Here is an 18,166-nt window from a genome sequence, read left to right as displayed (position 1 = left end):
AAATTATTGCACTAATATCTCCGAGGGCCAATACTCAGTTCCTTCGATCTCTTGCCCACACACCCATGCTTGATCCCTTGGTTCGTTCCACCGCGAAGGCGGGCCCATGGCCCGTCCGGGTGGTGGCCCTGACGCTGTTCCTGATTACCGGCGCGGTGAATCTGCAGGCGCCGTTATATACGACCTATGCACGGGCAAGCCAGATGGGCGCGGGGGCGCAGACGCTTGCCTTTGCTTGTTACGTGGCCGGGTTGGTGCCCACGCTGATTTTTCTTGGCGGGCTATCGGATCGCGTAGGGCGGAAATTGCCTTTGATCGGCGCGCTGCTGCTGACATCCGCAGCAACCGCGTTGCCGATGATGTGGCCCCGGCTAGAGGCGCTGGCAGCGGCACGCGGATTGTGCGGCATCGCGACCGGACTGATGGCTGGAAGCGGCACGCAGTTTCTTGTCGAATTGATCGGGCCTCGGCCGGCGGCGGCTGCGCGGGCCGCGCGCATCGTCGCGGCGGCCACCTCGCTGGGCTTCGGCTGCGGCGCGCTGGCGACCGGCCTCTGTCTCCTGGCTGCGCCGTCTCAACAGACTCCCGTGACCTATGGTGCTTACATACTTTGCGCCGCTTGCGGGGTGGTTTTGCTTGCCGTGATCCGGGAGCCGTCGTTCCCGCGTTCGTCGGCTTGGCTGCGCATGCCCGTCTTTCCCAGGCAGACGCTCATCTATGGCGTTGCGATTCTCATTGCCTGGTCGGCCGTCGGGATGGTGATCGCTCTGGTCCCGGTGGCGCTCGCCGCGCATGGGCACGATGCGTGGACGGGGTTTTCCACGTTCTTCGTGATTTCAACCGGACTCATTGTCCAGCCCGTGGCGCGCAAGCTATCGCCTCCGCAGTCGTTGCGCCTGGGCATGCTGCTCGTACCCTGCGGCTTCACCGTATTGATCGCGGGCGTCGTCTACTCGTCGTTACCCTTGCTGCTGTCAGGCGCGATGCTCGCGAGCGCGGCTTGCTACGGCTTTACCTATCTCGCAGGCCTCGCCGCGAATTCAACCTGTTCCACCGACGCCAACCGGGCTCGGGCAACGTCCGGCTATTTCCTTTTCGCGTATTTCGGATTCAGCGTGCCGGTCATCGCGAGCGGTGCGCTGGCGGATCGGGTCGGCGTGCATTCGGCCCTCTGGATCTTCGACGGCGCAATCATTGTGGCGACCGTTTTGCTCGCGCTGTCGATGGTGCTGCGATCGTCTATCAGGAGATATCGGACGATTTAGAGGCCATTTCAAAAAGACCCTGGCTGCCGGGCAATGCCGGCTGCGCCTGCATCCAGCGCGTGATCGGCTCGCGAAACACACTCAGCGTGCCGGTCAGGAAAATGGCGCAGAGCAGCCAGCCGCAGGCCAGGCCGCACCAGGTATGAAGCCATGCCATGCGCTGGCGAAAACTGTCTTTCATGTCACGAGCGTGCAGGATCGGCGGGCAAGATCAGAACGACCCGCGCAAGGTCAGTGTCACGTTGCGCGGCTCGCCGTAGTAGTTGCCACGCCGCAGCTCGCCCAGCATGGCGTAATAGCGCTTGTCGAACAGGTTGGCCACGTTCAGCGCGGCCGTCCAGTGGCGGTTGATGCGATAAGCGGCACGCAGGTCCCACACCGCGCGCGCGCCTTCGCCCATGTGCACCTCGGGGTCGTCGCCTGCGAAATACGAGTAGCCGGTCTGCGCCGATACGCCGCCGCCGATGGTCCAGGCATTCCACGCTCCCGGCAGGCGATAGGTGGTGGAGGCGCGCAGCAGATGGCGCGGAGTCTCGGCGTTGATGCTGCCGCCTTCGTCGTTGCGGCTGGTCACATAGGTGTAGCCTGCGGCCACCTGCCAGCCGGGCAGGATCTCGCCGCTGGCCTCGGCCTCGAAGCCCTTGCTGCGCAGCGTGCTGCCATTGCGGAAGCACTCTGCGTCGGCGGAGGTGCCAGGGCAGTTGCCATAGTTGGCCGCGTCGGACACGGCAATGTTGTTCTTCCTGACGCTGAACACCGCCGCCGAAACGTTGAGGCGACCGTTGTACAGTTCGCCTTTCACACCCGCCTCGTAGTTGGCGCCGATCGCCGGCTTCAACGTATCGCCGGAGACGCTCCGGTACTGGCTCTGCGGCTGGAAGGTGTCCGCATAGCTGGCGTACAGCGACCATTGCTTGTTCAGGTCATACACCACCCCCGCGTAGGGCGTGAGCTGATGATCGACTTTGTCGTCGCGCAGCTGGCTGGCGCTCAGGCGCTCCGACGCGCGGTAGTCTAGCCAGCTCAGCCGTGCGCCAAGCAGCATGTGCAAGGGCTCGGCCAGTTGCAGGCGCGCGCTGGCGTAGATGCCGTAGCGCCGGTCCCGGGAATCCTCCTCGCTGCTCCATGCCGGGCGCATGGGGTCCGGAATGGCGACGTGATTCGGGTTGAACACATTGATGGCGGTGCCATCGTCGAGCGATGCGCTGTTGTTCTTTACGCGCTGGCTCGATGCATTGGCGCCGACCAGGATCTGGTGCGTGCCGCCGAATGCCGCGAAGCTGCCGGTGACGTTGGCATCGATCCCATCGCTGACAACCTTCAGGTCCTTGAAGTAGAGGCTATAGAAGCGGGTTCCGGTGCCCATGGCACGGTCCACCGCCCCGCGTGGAATCGCCACCCGCTGGTCGAGCTCGCCCTCGGTGTGGTTGTAGGAGACCTTGGCCCTCCAGTCGCCGTCAAAGCGATGCTCGACCTCGGCGAAGGCTTCGTTGACCGTTGCCCTCTGACGGTTCCAGTCTTGCACCAGCGAGGTCGAGCGGGACACGTCCAGCGCGCCGCCATCGCTGTAGCGGGGCAGGCCGAACAGCCAGAATCCGTCGGCGGTCTTCAGCTGGTGGCGCACGCCCAGGGTCAGCGTGGTGTCGCGGCCCAGGTCGGCGTCGATGACGCCATAGAGCAGCGGCTGGCGGGAATGCGTGACGTCGTAGAAGTACTTGCGGTCTTCATAGGCGGCTACCATGCGAGCGCGGATGGTGCCCTCGGCGTTGAGCGGGCCGCCGGTATCGATGTCGGTGCGGTAGTTGCTCCATGAGCCCACGCTGGCCGTCACGTCGAAATGCCGCTCCGTGCGCGGGCGCTTGCGCACCAGGTTCACGGCGCCGCTCGGGTCGCTGGCCCCCACGATCAGGCCGCCCGCGCCACGCAGCACCTCGACCCGGTCAAGGATGGCGGTGTCCAGGGGCAGCCAGCCGGTGGAGGAGTACAGCGTGCCCGAGACGCCGTCGATCATGTAGTTGTCGTTGTCCACCGCGAAGCCCCGGATGGTGAACTTGTGGTCGCCAAAGTTCCTCTGCGAGCGGGTGACGCCGGTGGACTGCGCCAGGACCTGGTCGAGGCTGGTGAGGTTCTTGTCGTCCATCTGCTGGCGCGTCACCACGCTGACGGACTGCGGCGTTTCGCGGATTGACTGTGTCATCTTGCCGATGGTCAGCACCGGGCTGGTGTACGAGCCAGTGAGCTCGGTCATCGCGCTGCGCTCGACCTGCGCGCTTACTGTCACGGCGGGCAGCGTGGCGTGGTCGTCGGATGCAGCCTGCGCAGTCCGCCGGATCGTCACGGCCGTGCCGTCGATGTCCGCGCTCAGCCCGCTGCCAGCCAGCAGCCGCTCCAGTGCTTGCCGCGTGGTCAGTCGGCCGGTGACGGCTGGCGCGGTCTTGCCGGCCAGCAACGCTGGCGCGGTGACGAGCGTGATGCGGGCTTGCCGCGCCAGCTCGGTCAGGGCCTGCGCCAAAGGCTGCGCGGTGATGGATATCTCCACCGGCGTACCGGCGCTGCTTGTGGATTGCGCGTTCGCGGCGTACGGCGCGCCGAGCACCAGGAAAGCCGCCAGCGCCAGCGGCGCCAAGGCGAACGGGGTAGGAGACATCTGCATTCGATCCTTCTTCTGTATGAATATGGCGTCAAGAAAACGACGCCCTCTCTACAGATGACGAATCACGAACACAAATCCTGATGTCCCCCTTGAAAAAAGGATGCCGTTGAGAACAAGCCGTTTCATTAATCTGTTGAAATCCGGGACGTGTTGACTAATCAAGCAGTCACATCCCCGCCTTCCAGTCGTCTCTGACCGACCCGCAGCGGCGGCATGTGGCGGCAGTCGCCGATGACTGCTCCTGCACCGTAACGGGTTCTTCCGCCAGATGTCCAAGGCCTCGAAGCCAAGCGGCGCGCAGGACGTAATGTCCTCCCAACCTTTGTCACTAGGGAAAACGCGCAAAGAACGGAGGTTGACCTCTGCCGGTCCGCTCCGTATCATTGGCTTGAGTAACAATGTTACTGTACCTGTCGCTTGGCGCGTAGCTGAGCAATTTCGGAGAATCTCAGATGAAGCTTGTTGACCTGACCGGTACTATCGATCCGACTGATCGGGATCGCTTGCCCGAGCCTATGCGTGGTACGCCAATTGCGAACGTCTTCGCGCCCCGAATTGAATATCACGCGCCTAACGCTGCCGGGAAGGATATTTTTTGTGCAGCACTTGGATGCACGCATGCCGACTTGCCGGATGGGGAGGGATGGGGATCAGAAGTGTTGCTGGAGATGTCATCGCATTGCGGCACTCATGTTGATGCACCTCTACACAGCGGATCGCTTTGCGAAGGACGAACCTCCAGAACAATCGACGAAATCGATCTGAACGAACTTTTCCTACCGGGCGTCGTATTTGACGTGCGCGAGTATGTCGCTCCAGGGCAAGCAATCACCAGCGAGATGCTCGACAAGGCGCAACGGAAAGCCGCGGTAGATGATGTACATGGTCATGCCGTACTCATCCGCACAGGTCAGGAACGGTTCAAAATCTCCGATCCGGAGTACTTCAACTACCCTGGCATGACTTGGGAAAGCACCCTACATCTCACCGAGCGTGGTGTTCGAGCTCTTGGGACCGATGCCATTGGGTGGGACCGCCCCTTTCCAGTCATGAGCGCCGATTTTAAGCGGACCGGAAACAAGCGACTTCTATGGGATGCACACAAGGCCATCACCGTCAAGGAGGCGTTTATCATCCAGAAGCTGGTCAATCTCGCCTCCTTGCCAGCTAGCGGCTTTCAAGTTGGCCTGTTCCCACTTAAGCTCGCGGGATGCAGCGCTGCTCCCGCACGGGTGATTGGCTTCATCCCGGATTGAGGTTGTGCACCGTGGGCGCCAGGGCCCATTTCCTGGAAAGACACTTTGTTGATAGCCACCGGCAAACATCATGAGTAAGGTAACGAAGTTGCAACGTGATACAAAGCATACCGCCAGCAGCGTTCGTGAGCCCAGTTGTGCGCCTTCAGACTTCCGCGCAATCCCCTTGGATGTTAGCGAACGGTTATCACCGGTGGTTCTGAACATATATTCGGAGGGCGATTTCCACCGCGCTGATATGCGATCCATCGCGAAGGAAGCGGGAATGAGTTTTAATACCATCTACCGCTATTTCGGGGATAAGGAGTCTTTGCTATTTTGGTTTATTAATGATTGGTTTAGAGAGCTTTATCCTCATGCCGTTGCTCCGTTGGTGGGATGCCAATCGATAAGGGAAGGAATGCAAGATTCTCTAAGGCGGCATTTCGAGTTCTACGAACGACATCCAAAAGTCGGCAGAATCGTCTTCCTGACCGTTCCTCTCGAGCGTTGGATGAGAGATGCGACCTACCATCAGCATGACGTCATGCAGATCTTCCTGAAGTCTATTAGTGATGGCCAAGCACGCGGCGAAGTCCGTTCAGATATTTCAGCGTTGTCGATCCTCGACGCATTCGCTGGCATGTTGAACAGAACGTTCGTTATGTGGGAGTATCGTCGTAGAAAATACTCGCTGGTTGGAAAGACAGAAGAGATTTTTTCTATTATATGGGAAGGCATTAGCTCTAGCCAGGCTTTTGTTGAGACGTGATTTTATGACGCTCAAAATCTCTCTTTATAACCACTCAGTAACAATGTTACTACTGCCGACGGAAACCCTTCTTTATGAATCGAGTATATATAGCCGGGGCGGGAATGACCGCATTCGGAAAACATCTTGACCGAGGCCTTAAATCATTGGCTTCCGAAGCTATTTCGGCTGCGTTGAATGATGCGGGGATGTCCAAAAATGCGATTCAGGCGGCGTACATGGGAAACGCGGCCGCGGGCGTAATGACGGGGCAAGTGTTGGTCCCCGGACAGGTTGTACTTCGAGGCATGGGCCTCGGGCGCATTCCAGTTGTCAATATTGAGAATGCATGTGCCACGTCTGCCTCTGCATTCCAGCAAGCAGTCACGATGATCGAACTGGGCGCCTACGACGTTGTGTTGGTGGCTGGCTTCGAAAAATTGTATAGCGAAGATAAGCGCAAGACGTTCTCAGTCTTCCAGGGCGCAGTCGACGTGGAGGCAATGGACGACGTTCTAGCGTCGCTCGCGAAGAATATCAAAGAAACCGGCTCGGAAGCCGACCTTGCCGGGGCGGGTACCACTCGATCTCTCTTTATGGATATCTACGCAGCAATGGCACGTGAGTACTCGAAAGAGACTGGGGCTACCGCTCGGCACTTCGCAATGGTATCGGCAAAAAATTCAAAGCACGGCAGCTTGAATCCTAAAGCCCAGTTCCGGGAAGTGTTGACTGTGGAGGAAGTGCTAGCTGCACCAATGGTAGTCGCCCCGTTGACGCGACCCATGTGTTCGCCTATCGGTGATGGAGCGGCGGCCCTAGTACTCGTTTCAGAGAAGAAGGCGAACGAGCTCGGGCTGCAAAAGCGTGTGCGGGTACTGTCGTCCGTTGCCGCTACTGGCTGGGATTACCAGGACGGCGAGGAAAAGCTCGTGCCGTATGCGGCGAGGAAGGCTTACGAAAAGGCCGCCATCGAACCCAGTGACATTGACGTAGTCGAGCTACACGATGCAGGGGCGCCAGCGGAACTCATTTACTACGAGTATCTGGGCCTTGCAAAACCCGGTGCGGGGATCGAATTGATTGAAAGTGGCGCGACAGAACTCGGTGGCCGCATTCCCGTTAACACGTCCGGCGGATTGCTTCGCAAAGGGCATCCCATTGGTGCTTCTGGATGTGCTCAACTCGTTGAGCTATTCGATCAACTGCTGGGACGCGCAGAAGCTCGCCAAGTTGACGGCGCGCGTACTGCCGTCGCAGAGAATGGTGGGGGCTGGATTGGGGACGACGCAGCGACCATCGTGGTCTCTGTCTTGCAGAGAGAGGACCAATGAAACATCTAGAGGTGACCATCCTCGATGTGATCCGCCGCAGGGCTTTCGAGACTCCCGATTCTGTAGCATTGATATTTGAAGGGGCGGCGAAGGTCGCCGACGTCGAAGTCACGTATGCCGCATTGTGGGATCGGATTCAAGCAGTGGGCCGCGGCCTGAAGCATAGCGGATTAGCATCTGGTGACAGGTGCGCGACGCTCATGGCAAATCATCTCGAGTTCATCGAGTTGCTATTTGCGTGCAGTCTGATCGGCGTGACGCTCGTGCCAATCGATCCTCGAACGCGTGGGGAAAAACTCGCATTCATGCTGGCCCAGGTCAACGCGTCTGCATTGGTGTCGGCCGACTACTCGCTCCCGCACGTTCTGGAAATCTTGGATGAATCGCCCTCGCTCACCTGCATTGCGGTCCTTGCCACCGGTGAAAAAGCGGCCGCGAGACCCTGTAACGAACTGATAAGAGATTTCACCGATTTCTATCGTGATGGTGACGAGATCGGGCATCAGATCGACCCGGACGATCCCATGGAAATTCTCTTCACATCGGGGACCACCGGCGATCCAAAGGGTATCGTAATGACCCATCGACGCTACTTCAGCACGTCTAGGGCAGCTTTTAATCAGTTTGGATACGTAGCGTCAGATCGCCTTTATACCGGCTTATCGCTTACGCATGCCAATGCGCAAATTGTAACGCTCGGCGCGGGGATAGTCGGTGGGCTTTCCATCGTGATCTCGCGCAGGTTCACGAAGACCCGTCTCTGGGATATTACACGTCGCTTCGCATGTACTTCATTTACTTTGCTCGGCGGGATGACTACGGCGGTATATGCAGAGCCTCCTCGCGGTGACGATGCGACGAATCCAGTGCGCCTGGTGGTCTCTGCGGGTATGCCTGAGTCGATCTGGCGCAGATTCGAGTCGCGCTTTGGCGTCCAAGTTCTTGAATTCTATGGAGCGGCAGAAGGTGGGCTCGCAGTGAATCCTCCAGGGGTTGGCCCTGTAGGGAGTTGTGGACGCCTCGGAAATGACTTTATTGCAAGGATCGTGGACGAGGCTGGAGAGCCGGTGATTCCGGGAGCCTTGGGCGAACTACTCATTGGGCGGGCAGATGGCTCGCCTATCACAGTCGAATATATCGGCGCTCCGGAAGCGTCAAAGCGCAAATGTGCGGGCGGATGGCTGCATATGGGGGATATTGTTCGCACAGATTCGGACGGCTGGATTTTCTTTTCACATCGAAAGGGCGGAGGAATTCGAAAAAATGGAGATTTTGTCAATACCGCATTCATCGAGCGCGTAATCGCAGATTCAGGATTTGTGGACGATGTCTATGTCTACGGTATCGATGCAGCGTCAAAAGCGCCCGGAGAGATGGATATTGTTGCCGCAGTCGTACCATCTCGCATCATTAGCTTCGATCTGCAAAAGCTCATCAATATTTGCCGCGATATGCTGGAGGCGAATTTCGTTCCGACCTATATTCATATCATGGAAAATATACCAAAAACTGCGTCGGAGAAACCGCAGGATAGGTTCTTGATTTCTGAATTCGAGAAGCAGCCACGAAACGTTTTTCATACTGGAAAATACGGCCGTTAGACTGGATAAGATAAATTAAAAATAACAAAAATATACGGCTGAAAAAGTTCGTAATAAAAAATTCAAAAATTGGAGGAGACATGATTGTTGAATATGGCCGCCGTAGCGGCCGGAAAGCGTTCGCCTTGGCGATTCTTCTGGCTGCAGCGACACCCGTCAACGCGGGCGGGCAAGTGTATGGCATTGCGGACGCATACTTTGGCACGATGAAGCCAAGTGGGGCCAGCGGCAGTGCAGTTGGCATCGGCAGCGGCGGAATGTCGTTGTCATTTTGGGGCGTGGCAGGAAGTGAGGATCTTGGGAATGGCCTGAAGGCAAACTTCCGGTTGGAAGGCTTCTACCAAATCGATACGGGAGCATCTGGGAGATCAGCAGCCGACAGTCTTCTGTCAAGGAACGCCTACATTGGCATTGAAGGAAGGGGGGGAGAGGTGCGCATCGGGCGACTATCCAATCCTACCTACTTGGCGACCGCTCAGTTTGATCCATTTGGAGGTTCGACGGTCTTTTCCCCGGTGATGAACCCGCTTTGGGTTCCATCGTTTGGCCGATACATCGCAAGCGACACGGCCTGGAGCAATGCCGTCGGCTACTACACCCCCGAATATGCCGGCGTGTCTGGTCGCTTTGTCTATAGCTTGGGCGAGGTCAGTGGCACGAACTCCTCGAACAATGCCGTCGCTATGTTGTATTTGGACCGCGGACCACTTACCGCAACCATCTTATTTCAACGAACTCGCGTAGGTCCAGGCCTGCCGACGGGAAGTTGGGCACAGAGCGTCTTAGTAGCAGGCGCTGCTTATGACTTTGGCTGGATCAAGCCAATCTTGCAATATGACGCGACGCGCGCGAGCGGGACGACCTTTAGAACGGATACGTTCATGGTTGGCGCGAATATTCCATTTTCGGTCGGAAAAATTGCGCTCGGTGTAACGCAAACTAATATTCACTCCTCCGCCCAGGCAGACGTTCGTCGGCGCGACGCGGCAGTTGGTTACATTCATCCGCTGTCAAAGCGAACCGATATTTACGGAAACGTGCTCTATGACAAGCAGGGAAATTTCGGTAGCGGAATTACGGCAGGTATCGGCATGCGACATAAATTCTGATTTGAATAGGCGCTGTTTTATTTGAGGAGTCCTAAATGAATATTCGTGGATGCTTTTTTCTCACATTTTCAATATTTTCGTCAGCCGCGCTGGCTCAATCATCGTCGTGGTTGCCGTCAAAACCCGTTCGAATCGTAGTTCCTGCCTCTGCCGGGTCTGCTCCGGACATTTTTGCGAGAATCTATGCGAATGAGTTACAGAAAGTGTTGGGGCGATCTGTTGTTGTCGACAACAAGCCTGGCGCCTCCGGAATAATCGGAACGGAAAATGTTGCGAAAGCTGATCCGGATGGGAGCACTATTCTTTTTGGCTACAATCAACTTGTCACGATAAATCCATATCTTTATAAAAAATTGACATTTAACGTAAAGCGAGATTTGAAGCCCATCTCGATAGTTTTGGCAGGATCATATGTTCTCATTGCGAATAATGATTTACCTGTCAGAAATTTGAATGATGTAATCAAACTCGCGAAAAGCAAGCCGGGAGCGCTAAACTACGGCAGCAGCGGAAACGGGAGCATGATGCATCTGGGCACAATGTTGATTGAGCAGGCAACAGATATTCAGCTTACTCACGTGCCATATAAGCAAGCGGCGATTAACGATTTGGCGGCAGGTCACATCCAATTATTGATGGAGCCTGCGGCCACCGCTATCCCTCAAATTAAAGCAGGGAAGGTCAAGCCGATTGCAGTGACCGGTTTGAAGCGGCTCGCCGCTCTTCCAGACGTACCGGCAATATCCGAGACGTTGCCAAACTATGATTTGTCGGGTTGGAACGCATTTTGGGCGCCCGGAAAAACGGGGGATGTCGTTATTCAGCGATATCAGCAGGAGATCGATAAAATTAATCGAATGTCAATTATTAAGGACCGTGCGCGAGATCTCGGTTATTCTCCAGTTTCAATTAACTCTCAGGAAATGATTTCAAGAATTAACAAGGAATCTGAAATCTGGGGAAAATTAATCAAGGACCACCATATTCAACTTGATTGATCTAGGTCGCCGGGACAGCCCGGAAAACAACTAATCTTCGAAGGAGATGAAAGCGTGAAACTTGGGACTGTTGACAATTGGACGCGGGATGGTGCTCTCGCTTTGGCCGACACGAGCTCAGGCCAGGCGATCGTTGTATCGCACATCGTTAGCACGATGCAAGAGGCCATCGATTCGTGGTCGAAATATTCGGAACTTCTGCATGCAGAGTATCAACGCCTGCAGGAAGGCACACTGTGCGCAACGGTACCAATCAGCGAGTTGCGGTGGCGAGCGCCGTTGCCTCGTGCGTATCAGTTGCTCGACGGCGGCGGATACAGGCCGCATTTAGAACTCGGCTTTAGCATGCGAAAACAGAGTTTCCCTGAGGAAATGGCTGAGAAGCCCAGCTTCTATCAGAGCGTTTCCGACTCAATCTTGGGTCCAACGGAAGACTTCATTCTCGGCACTGACGATCTAGGTACGGATTTCGAGGCCGAACTGGTGGTCGTGACTAACGACGTCAAGCAAATGGCAACAAAGGCCGAAGGCGAAAATGGAATTCTGCTGATTGGGCTTATGAATGACATTAGTCTTCGACTTACTCAAAGGGTGGAGCACGCGAGAGGTTTCGGTTTTTACCACTGCAAGCCTAAAAAGACACTCGCGCCGTTCTTAGTTACGCCGGACGAGCTTGGTGAACATTGGATCAATTTCAAAGTTTCACTTCCGGTGGAAGTCAAGTGGAACGGCGAGGTATTTGGTTGCCCAGACGGGGCGGAGCACATGATGTTCGATTTCGCGACGCTGGTTTCGGAGGCCTCGCGCCATAGAAGGCTCACCGCGGGTACGATTATCGCTGGCGGCACCGTCGCAACTTATGACCGGGACACTTTCGGCCAATGTTGCATTCTTGAGCGCCGTGCACAGGACATTTTGGAGTTCGGCGAAGAAAGAACGTCGTGGTTAAAGCCCGACGATCGGGTTCGGATCGAAGTCAGAATGCCGGATGGGTCGACTGTCTTCGGCGCGATCGATCAGGTTTATCGTGTCACGCCATGGGGGCACTAAGGCAACCATGCGCCGGGGATCGGCTTACGTATGCCGCCCATGCGGGCGGCGGATCTCGTCAAGTGTGCATCAAAGACTGGGCACACGGGCTTCGCGTTCCGGAGCCTTTACTGGATGGCGCAGCTCACCGCTTCGTCGACAGCAGAAGGGCCCTGTAACGCATGCTCAGGAATACGACGCCTCGAAGCTCCTGTTACCAGTCGCGCGACGGGAGAATGTGTTGAATGCATCGTATGCGACTAGATCTGAATTCCATCTCGCTTTCGCCTGCACGCGCTCACTGACGGGAAGCGGGCAGCGTCGGCCACTGGGTGTCGGCCGCTTGCGTGACCGTTACTGGCTGAACTCTGCCATCGGGCCATCGAGCTTGCCCGCAAATCAACGTGGCGCAGAAAGAAGAGCGGCCCTGAAGGGGCGGGCCATAGGTGAGCCGTATTTCACAAATCCCCAACACCTTTTCCGTCAACGCGCGACGATGTCCGTGGCGCCATCGTGCTGCCGCAGGCGCACGGGCAGCACCAGCGGCAAACTGCGGGTGAAGCCGCCGATATGGTCGAGATCCACGCTGGCCGTGACGGGCAGGCCGCCGATGGCGGGATCGCTCACGCGCAGGCCGGATTCGCCGTAGCGGCCTAGTTCGGCCAGCACGTTTGCCAGAGGCGCGTTGTCGAAGCTCAGGCGCCGGCGTCGCCACGGTGCCATGGCGTCGGGCGGCACCGAGTCGACACGGCCGGGCCGCCCCTGGTCGTCGACATTCACGGCTTGTCCTGGCGTCAGTTCCACGGTTTGCCCGTGTCCTTCGCCGCTGGCGCTGGACACGCGTACCTTGCCTTCCATCACGGCAACTTGCACGGCCTTGCTGCCTATGGAAGGGGTGTAGCGCACGGAGAACTTCGTGCCGACCACCGTAATGCGTGCCGCACCGGCAATGACGTGGAAGGGCCGGGACTTGTCGGCCTGGACCTTGAAGACGGCCTGGCCCTCGGGCAAGCTGACCTCGCGGCGGTTGCGGTAGAGCGTCACGTCGGCCTGGGTGGCGGTGTCGAACACGAGCTGGCTGCCGTCGGGCAGCGTGGCATCCAGGCTCTGGCCCCGTTGCGTGGCGTAGTGGCGGTTGAAGACGGGCTGGTTCTGCCAGGTGTCCCAGCCGAACCAGCCGCCGCCCAGCAAGCCGGCCGCCAAGGTCGCGACGAGGGCATGGGGCAGTAGCCGGCGGCTAGTGCGGGCGCGTTTGGCTGCCGGTGCAGGCACCGGGGGATGCGCGTCGCCGGTGGCGCCCAGCGCTTAGCCCGGATGGCAGTCCGGATGCCGGCTGCGTTCTTGCCTTGCGTGGGTCGTCGCCCAGCGCCTTGCGGCAGGCCGCCACCGCCAGCATGACGTGCCGCTCCACGGCGTTGATGCCCACCCCCATGCGGGCGGCCACTTCGGCGTGGGACAGGCCATCGATCTTGTGGAGCACGAAGGCTTCGCGGCAGCGTGGCGGGAGGCGTTCGATGGTGGCGACCAGCAGGCGACCGCGCTGGCGCCCGGCATAGGCCGCTTCCGGGTCGTCGGAGAGCGGGCCCGCCATGTCTTGCAGCACGGCGTCGGACTCGTGGTTGCGCACTTGCCGCGCGCGGTGACGGTCGATCAGCAGGTGGCGGGCGATCTTGTAGTGCAGCGCGCGCGGGTCATCGATGCGTTCGCCGGCGCTGGCCATGGCCAGCCCGCGCTCGCAGGCTTCCTGGACCAGGTCTTGCGCCTCATCCAGGTTTTTGACTTCACGTAAGAAGAAACGCAGCAGCTCGCCGTAATACCGCACATGCACGATGCACCCCAGCCAGAAAGAGGACAAAAAACTTGCCCGTCTGGTGGCTGAGATGTGGCGGCGGCTAGATCTGTTGCGCTGTGTGCGACGGGAACCGGCGGATTATAAATGAGAACGTTTCGCATTGATAGGCCGCCGGAACCCGCTTTCCGTCAGTCCAGCCTTGGCAGCATCTTGGCGGGATTGAGCAGGTTCTTCGGATCCAGCGCCCGCTTGACCTGCCACATCAGCTCCAGCTCCACCGGCGATTTGTAGCGCTTCAGGTCGTCGCGCTTGGCCACGCCAATGCCATGCTCGGCGGAGATCGAGCCGTTCTCCGCGTGGGCCAGCGTGTCCACCGCCTCGGAGATCGGTGCGTACCATTGGCCGAGGAAGTCCGCGGCGCTGCGGTCCTTGGGGCGCAGCGGGTTGAAGTGCACGTTGCCGTCGCCCATATGGCCGTAGATCACCATGCGCGCGGCGGGCTCCAGTGCCAGCACCTTGGCCGAGGCGTCGCCGATAAACGCGGCGATGCGCGACAACGGCACCGACACGTCGCACTTGATGCTGCCGCCGGTACGGGTCTGCGCGTCCGAGATTTCCTCGCGGATGCGCCAGAAGCGCTGGGCGTCGGCCAGGCTGGCGGCCACCGCGGCGTCCAGCACCAGTTCTTGCGCCAGCCCGGCTTCGAGGATTTCCATCAGCGTGGCGTTGAGGCTTTCGTCGCTGCCGCCGGAGGTCAGCTCGATCAGCACCATCCAGTCGTGCCGCGCGGGCAGCGGCGAGGCCACGTCGCCCAGGTATTCGAGCACCAGTTCCAGCGCGGGCGCCGAGATCAGCTCGAACGCGGTGACGGCCTGGCCGCCATGCTGCTTGGCTACGCCGAGCAGGCGCACGGCGGCCTCGGGGCTTTGCATGGCCACGAAGGCCACGGCATTGGCGCGCGGCTGCGGCATCAGCTTGAGCACGGCCGCCGTGATGATGCCGAGCGTGCCTTCCGAGCCGACGAAGAGTTGCTTGAGGTCGTAGCCGGTGTTGTCCTTGCGCAGGCCGCGCAGCGACGAGTAGATGCGGCCATCGGGCAGCACGGCCTCGATGCCCAGCACCAGGTCGCGCATATTGCCGTAGCGCAGCACGGCGGTGCCGCCCGCGTTGGTGGCCAGGTTGCCGCCAATCTGGCAGGAACCTTCCGAGCCGATGCGCAGCGGGAACAGGCGCTGTTCCTGCTCGGCGGCGGTGCGGGCCGCGTTGAGCGTGACGCCGGCCTGCACCGTCATGGTGTCGTTGATGGTGTCCACGGCCAGCACGCGGTTCATGCGGCCCAGGCTGAGCAGCACCGCGGTGCCGCTGTCGTCGGGCACCGCGCCGCCCATCAGCGAGGTATTGCCGCCTTGCGGCACCACCGGCACATCGTGCGCGTGGCACCAGGCCATGACCTGGCTGACCTGTTCGGTGGTGGAGGGCATGACCACTACCTGGGCCTTGCCGCGGTAGATGCGGCGGTAGTCCGTGACGTAGGACTCGGTGTCGGCGTCGCCGCTCAGGCAGGCACCGGCGCCGACGATGGCTTGCATCGCAGCCAGGGTGGCGCTGGTGGCGGGGGCGGTGTGGGAATCAGTCGGCATGTTGGCGTGCTTTGTCGTATTCAGTCGTATTCAGTCGTGTTCTGCGATTGCGGTGGCGGGCATCAGTATGCGGCAGATGGCCCTGCCGCGGGCGCGGCGCCGGTGCCGATGAAGTCCGCGGCCAGCCGGCGAGCCGCGCTGGCATAGAGCAGCACATCCACGCCCGTCGCCACGAAGGTGCAGCCCAGATCCAGGTAGCGGCGCGCCAGCTTGGGGTCGGAGGTCAGCGTGCCCGCGGCCTTGCCGCTGGCGGCGATGGTGCGCATGGCGCCTTCGATGGCGGCCTGCACCTCGGGGTGGCCAGGGTTGCCGCGATGGCCCATGGAGGCGGCCAGGTCGGCGGGGCCGATAAAGACGCCGTCGACGCCGTCGACGGCGCAGATGGCATCCAGGTTCGCCAGGGCCTTCACGGTTTCGGCTTGCACCAGCAGGCAGATCTCATCGTCGGCCACATCCAGGTAGTCGGTGCGCGCGCTCCATTGCGAGGCACGGCCCACGGCGCTGCCCACACCGCGAATGCCCTGCGGCGGGTAGCGGGTGGCGCATACCAGCGCGGCGGCTTGCTCGGCGGTATCCACCATCGGCACCAGCAGGTTCTTCGCGCCGATATCCAGCAACTGCTTGATCAGCGGGACTTCGCCGGCCACGCAGCGCACCACCGGTTGCGAGCGGTACGGGGCGATCGCCTGCAGCGCATTTAGCGTGCCGCGCAGGTCGTTGGGCGCGTGCTCGCCGTCGATCAGCAGCCAGTCGAAGCCGGCCGTGGCCGAGACTTCGGCGAGATAAGGCGATGCCATCGAGAGCCACAGGCCGATCTGGGGCTGGCTGGCCGCCAGCGCGGCCTTGAATGCGTTTTGTGCGGGCATGGTGTTCCGAAGAATGTCGTGGGCGTGGATGGGATGCCGCCGGGTCTTAGCCGAGCAGGCCCTGGCAAATATATTTGGTGTGCATGTAGTCGTCCAGCCCGTGGCGCGAGCCCTCGCGCCCGTAGCCGGATTCCTTGACGCCGCCGAAGGGCGCGGCCTCCGAGGCGATGGCCCCTTCATTGACGCCGACAATGCCCGTTTCCAGCGCCTGCGCCACGCGCCAGATGCGGCGCACGTCATTGGAGTAGAAGTAGGCGGCCAGGCCGAAGGGCGTGTCGTTGGCGTCGCGGATCACTTCGGCTTCATCGGTGAAGCGGAACACGGCGGCTACCGGGCCAAACGTTTCTTCGCACGACAGCGCCATTTGCGGCGTGGCGTTGGTGAGCACCGTGGGCGCGTAGTAGTGCGGGCCGTCTGCCAGGCGCACGCGTTCGCCGCCGGTCATCACCACGGCGCCCTTGGCCACGGCATCTTCGACATGGCGGGCGATCTTCTCCACGGCGCGCGCGTTGATCATGGGGCCGATCTGCGACGCGTCATCGGTGGCAGGCCCGACCTGCAGCGCGGCCACCCGCAGCGACAGGCGCGCGACGAAATAGTCGTGCACGCCAGCCTGTACATAGACGCGGTTCGGGCAGACGCAGGTCTGGCCCCCGTTGCGGAACTTGGAGGCCATCAGGCCATCGACGGCGGCATCGATGTCCGCGTCGTCGAACACGATGAACGGCGCATTGCCACCGAGCTCCAGCGACAGCTTCTTGAGCGTGCCCGCGGATTCGCGGGCCAGGTGCTTGCCCACCGGCGTGGAGCCGGTGAAGGTGATCTTGCGCACGCGGCTGTCGGCCAGCCAGGCATCGACCACGGCGGGCGTATTGGCGCGCGAGGCGGTGACGATGTTGAGCACACCGGCGGGCAGGCCGGCTTGCTGCGCCAGGTAGACCAGCGCCAGCGCGGTCAGCGGCGTGTCTTCCGCGGGCTTGGCCACCACGGTGCAGCCGGCGGCCAGCGCGGGCGCGATCTTGCGCGCGATCATGGCGAGCGGGAAGTTCCACGGCGTGATGGCGGCTACCACGCCAACCGGTTCCTTGAGCACCAGCATCTTGCGGCCGGGGGCGGACTCGGCGACGATCTCGCCGCTGATGCGGGTGGCTTCCTCTGCGAACCACTCTACGTAGGAGGCGCCGTACAGCACTTCGCCGCGGGCCTCCTTGATGGGCTTGCCCTGTTCGGCGGAGATGATCTGGGCCAGGTCTTCCTGATGTTCGAGGATCAGGGCGTGCCAGCGCTTGATGATCTGCGCGCGGTCGCGGGCAGTGCGGCGGCTCCAGGCTGGGAAGGCGGCTGCTGCGGCATCGGTTGCCTGGATGGCATCCCGGGCGTCGCTGTCGGGCACGCAGGCGAAGACGGTGTTGGTGGCAGGGTTGGTGACATCCAGACGGTGGCCGGTGTGGGCGGCTGACCACGCTTGGCCGATTAGGTTGCTGGTGCGGAGCAGGGCTGGGTGGGTTAGGGGGAGTGGGGTGGATGGCATGGTTTTTGGGATATGGGGGGTGAGTGCAACCGCAACCACAACTGCAACTGCTTAAATTCAAGGACAACTGCAACTGCAGTTTCACCACCCCTGCGGGGCGGCGACCTATTTTCTTGTCTTGCCAAGAAAGTAGGCAAAGAAGGCGCGCCGGATGGGGCGACTACCCCTCGGGATCCAACGAAAAGAGCGGCCGGGACCCAAACGCGCATCGCCTTAAGGATCGCCTGAAAAACTCAGTTTCGTGACCCGGGCGTCTTATCGACACCATCGCGGTTTGGATCTCCGCGGCTCTCCGGCTGGTTGCGTCAGCGCAATCCCGTTCTCTACCCGGTTGGGAGGCCATTTGGCCCCTCAATCTCAAT

Annotated in this window: 14 protein-coding genes and 1 pseudogene; 8 read left to right on the top strand and 7 right to left on the bottom strand. The window is 60.2% G+C overall.

Annotation, left to right across the window (positions count from 1 at the left end):
- Positions 1-65: 65 nt before the first annotated feature.
- Positions 66-1,265, top strand: a complete 1,200-nt coding sequence (locus tag AC1DQR_RS22085; RefSeq protein ID WP_477133791.1) for an MFS transporter — start codon at positions 66-68, stop codon at positions 1,263-1,265.
- Between the two features lie 25 nt (positions 1,266-1,290).
- Here the strand turns inward: AC1DQR_RS22085 and AC1DQR_RS22080 are convergent.
- Both AC1DQR_RS22080 and AC1DQR_RS22075 read right to left on the bottom strand, forming a co-directional pair.
- Positions 1,291-1,422, bottom strand: a pseudogene (locus tag AC1DQR_RS22080) (PepSY domain-containing protein); the annotation flags it as partial.
- Between the two features lie 54 nt (positions 1,423-1,476).
- Positions 1,477-3,912, bottom strand: coding sequence for a TonB-dependent siderophore receptor (locus tag AC1DQR_RS22075; RefSeq protein ID WP_477133790.1), 2,436 nt, complete (start codon positions 3,910-3,912; stop codon positions 1,477-1,479).
- A gap of 458 nt (positions 3,913-4,370) precedes the next feature.
- On the opposite strand from AC1DQR_RS22075, the gene AC1DQR_RS22070 reads away from it, so the two are divergent.
- From AC1DQR_RS22070 to AC1DQR_RS22040, 7 genes are all read left to right on the top strand, one after another.
- Positions 4,371-5,174: a cyclase family protein gene (locus tag AC1DQR_RS22070; RefSeq protein ID WP_416052081.1), complete on the top strand. Its 804-nt coding sequence runs from the start codon at positions 4,371-4,373 to the stop codon at positions 5,172-5,174.
- A gap of 70 nt (positions 5,175-5,244) precedes the next feature.
- Positions 5,245-5,925, top strand: a complete 681-nt coding sequence (locus AC1DQR_RS22065; RefSeq protein WP_477133789.1) for a TetR/AcrR family transcriptional regulator — start codon at positions 5,245-5,247, stop codon at positions 5,923-5,925.
- A 74-nt stretch (positions 5,926-5,999) separates the two neighbouring features.
- Positions 6,000-7,238 (top strand): thiolase family protein, encoded by a 1,239-nt coding sequence (locus AC1DQR_RS22060; protein WP_416052083.1) that lies wholly within the window; start codon positions 6,000-6,002, stop codon positions 7,236-7,238.
- The gene (locus AC1DQR_RS22055) at positions 7,235-8,839 is read left to right on the top strand and encodes an AMP-binding protein (protein ID WP_416052084.1); all 1,605 of its coding nucleotides are present in this window, start codon (positions 7,235-7,237) and stop codon (positions 8,837-8,839) included. The genes AC1DQR_RS22060 and AC1DQR_RS22055 overlap by 4 nt, the downstream gene beginning before the upstream one ends.
- An 80-nt stretch (positions 8,840-8,919) precedes the next feature.
- On the top strand, positions 8,920-9,948 hold the full coding sequence (locus tag AC1DQR_RS22050) for a porin (protein WP_416052085.1): 1,029 nt from the start codon (positions 8,920-8,922) through the stop codon (positions 9,946-9,948).
- A 35-nt stretch (positions 9,949-9,983) separates the two neighbouring features.
- Complete coding sequence (locus AC1DQR_RS22045; protein ID WP_477133788.1) at positions 9,984-10,946, top strand: Bug family tripartite tricarboxylate transporter substrate binding protein; 963 nt, start codon at positions 9,984-9,986, stop codon at positions 10,944-10,946.
- A gap of 54 nt (positions 10,947-11,000) precedes the next feature.
- Positions 11,001-11,996, top strand: a complete 996-nt coding sequence (locus AC1DQR_RS22040; protein WP_416052087.1) for a fumarylacetoacetate hydrolase family protein — start codon at positions 11,001-11,003, stop codon at positions 11,994-11,996.
- A 462-nt stretch (positions 11,997-12,458) separates the two neighbouring features.
- On the opposite strand, the gene AC1DQR_RS22035 is transcribed toward AC1DQR_RS22040, so the two are convergent.
- The 5 genes from AC1DQR_RS22035 to AC1DQR_RS22015 form a co-directional block, all read right to left on the bottom strand.
- Positions 12,459-13,247 carry a FecR family protein gene (locus AC1DQR_RS22035; protein ID WP_477133787.1) on the bottom strand — a complete coding sequence of 263 codons (789 nt, stop codon included), beginning with the start codon at positions 13,245-13,247 and terminating at the stop codon, positions 12,459-12,461.
- Entirely contained in the window at positions 13,213-13,830 is a 618-nt protein-coding gene (locus AC1DQR_RS22030) for an RNA polymerase sigma factor (protein WP_477133786.1), read from the bottom strand. Before AC1DQR_RS22030 ends, AC1DQR_RS22035 begins: the two co-directional genes overlap by 35 nt.
- Positions 13,831-13,955: 125 nt before the next feature.
- Entirely contained in the window at positions 13,956-15,356 is a 1,401-nt protein-coding gene (locus tag AC1DQR_RS22025; RefSeq protein WP_477133837.1) for an FAD-binding oxidoreductase, read from the bottom strand.
- A gap of 113 nt (positions 15,357-15,469) precedes the next feature.
- On the bottom strand, positions 15,470-16,273 hold the full coding sequence (hpaI, locus tag AC1DQR_RS22020) for a 4-hydroxy-2-oxoheptanedioate aldolase (RefSeq protein ID WP_416052090.1): 804 nt from the start codon (positions 16,271-16,273) through the stop codon (positions 15,470-15,472).
- A gap of 46 nt (positions 16,274-16,319) precedes the next feature.
- Positions 16,320-17,804 (bottom strand): NAD-dependent succinate-semialdehyde dehydrogenase, encoded by a 1,485-nt coding sequence (locus AC1DQR_RS22015; protein WP_477133785.1) that lies wholly within the window; start codon positions 17,802-17,804, stop codon positions 16,320-16,322.
- Positions 17,805-18,166: the final 362 nt, after the last annotated feature.

The organism is Cupriavidus sp. 05L411, assembly GCF_056398045.1.
The sequence above is the reverse complement of the archived record's forward strand: the minus strand, read 5'-3'. Positions and strand labels throughout refer to the sequence as shown.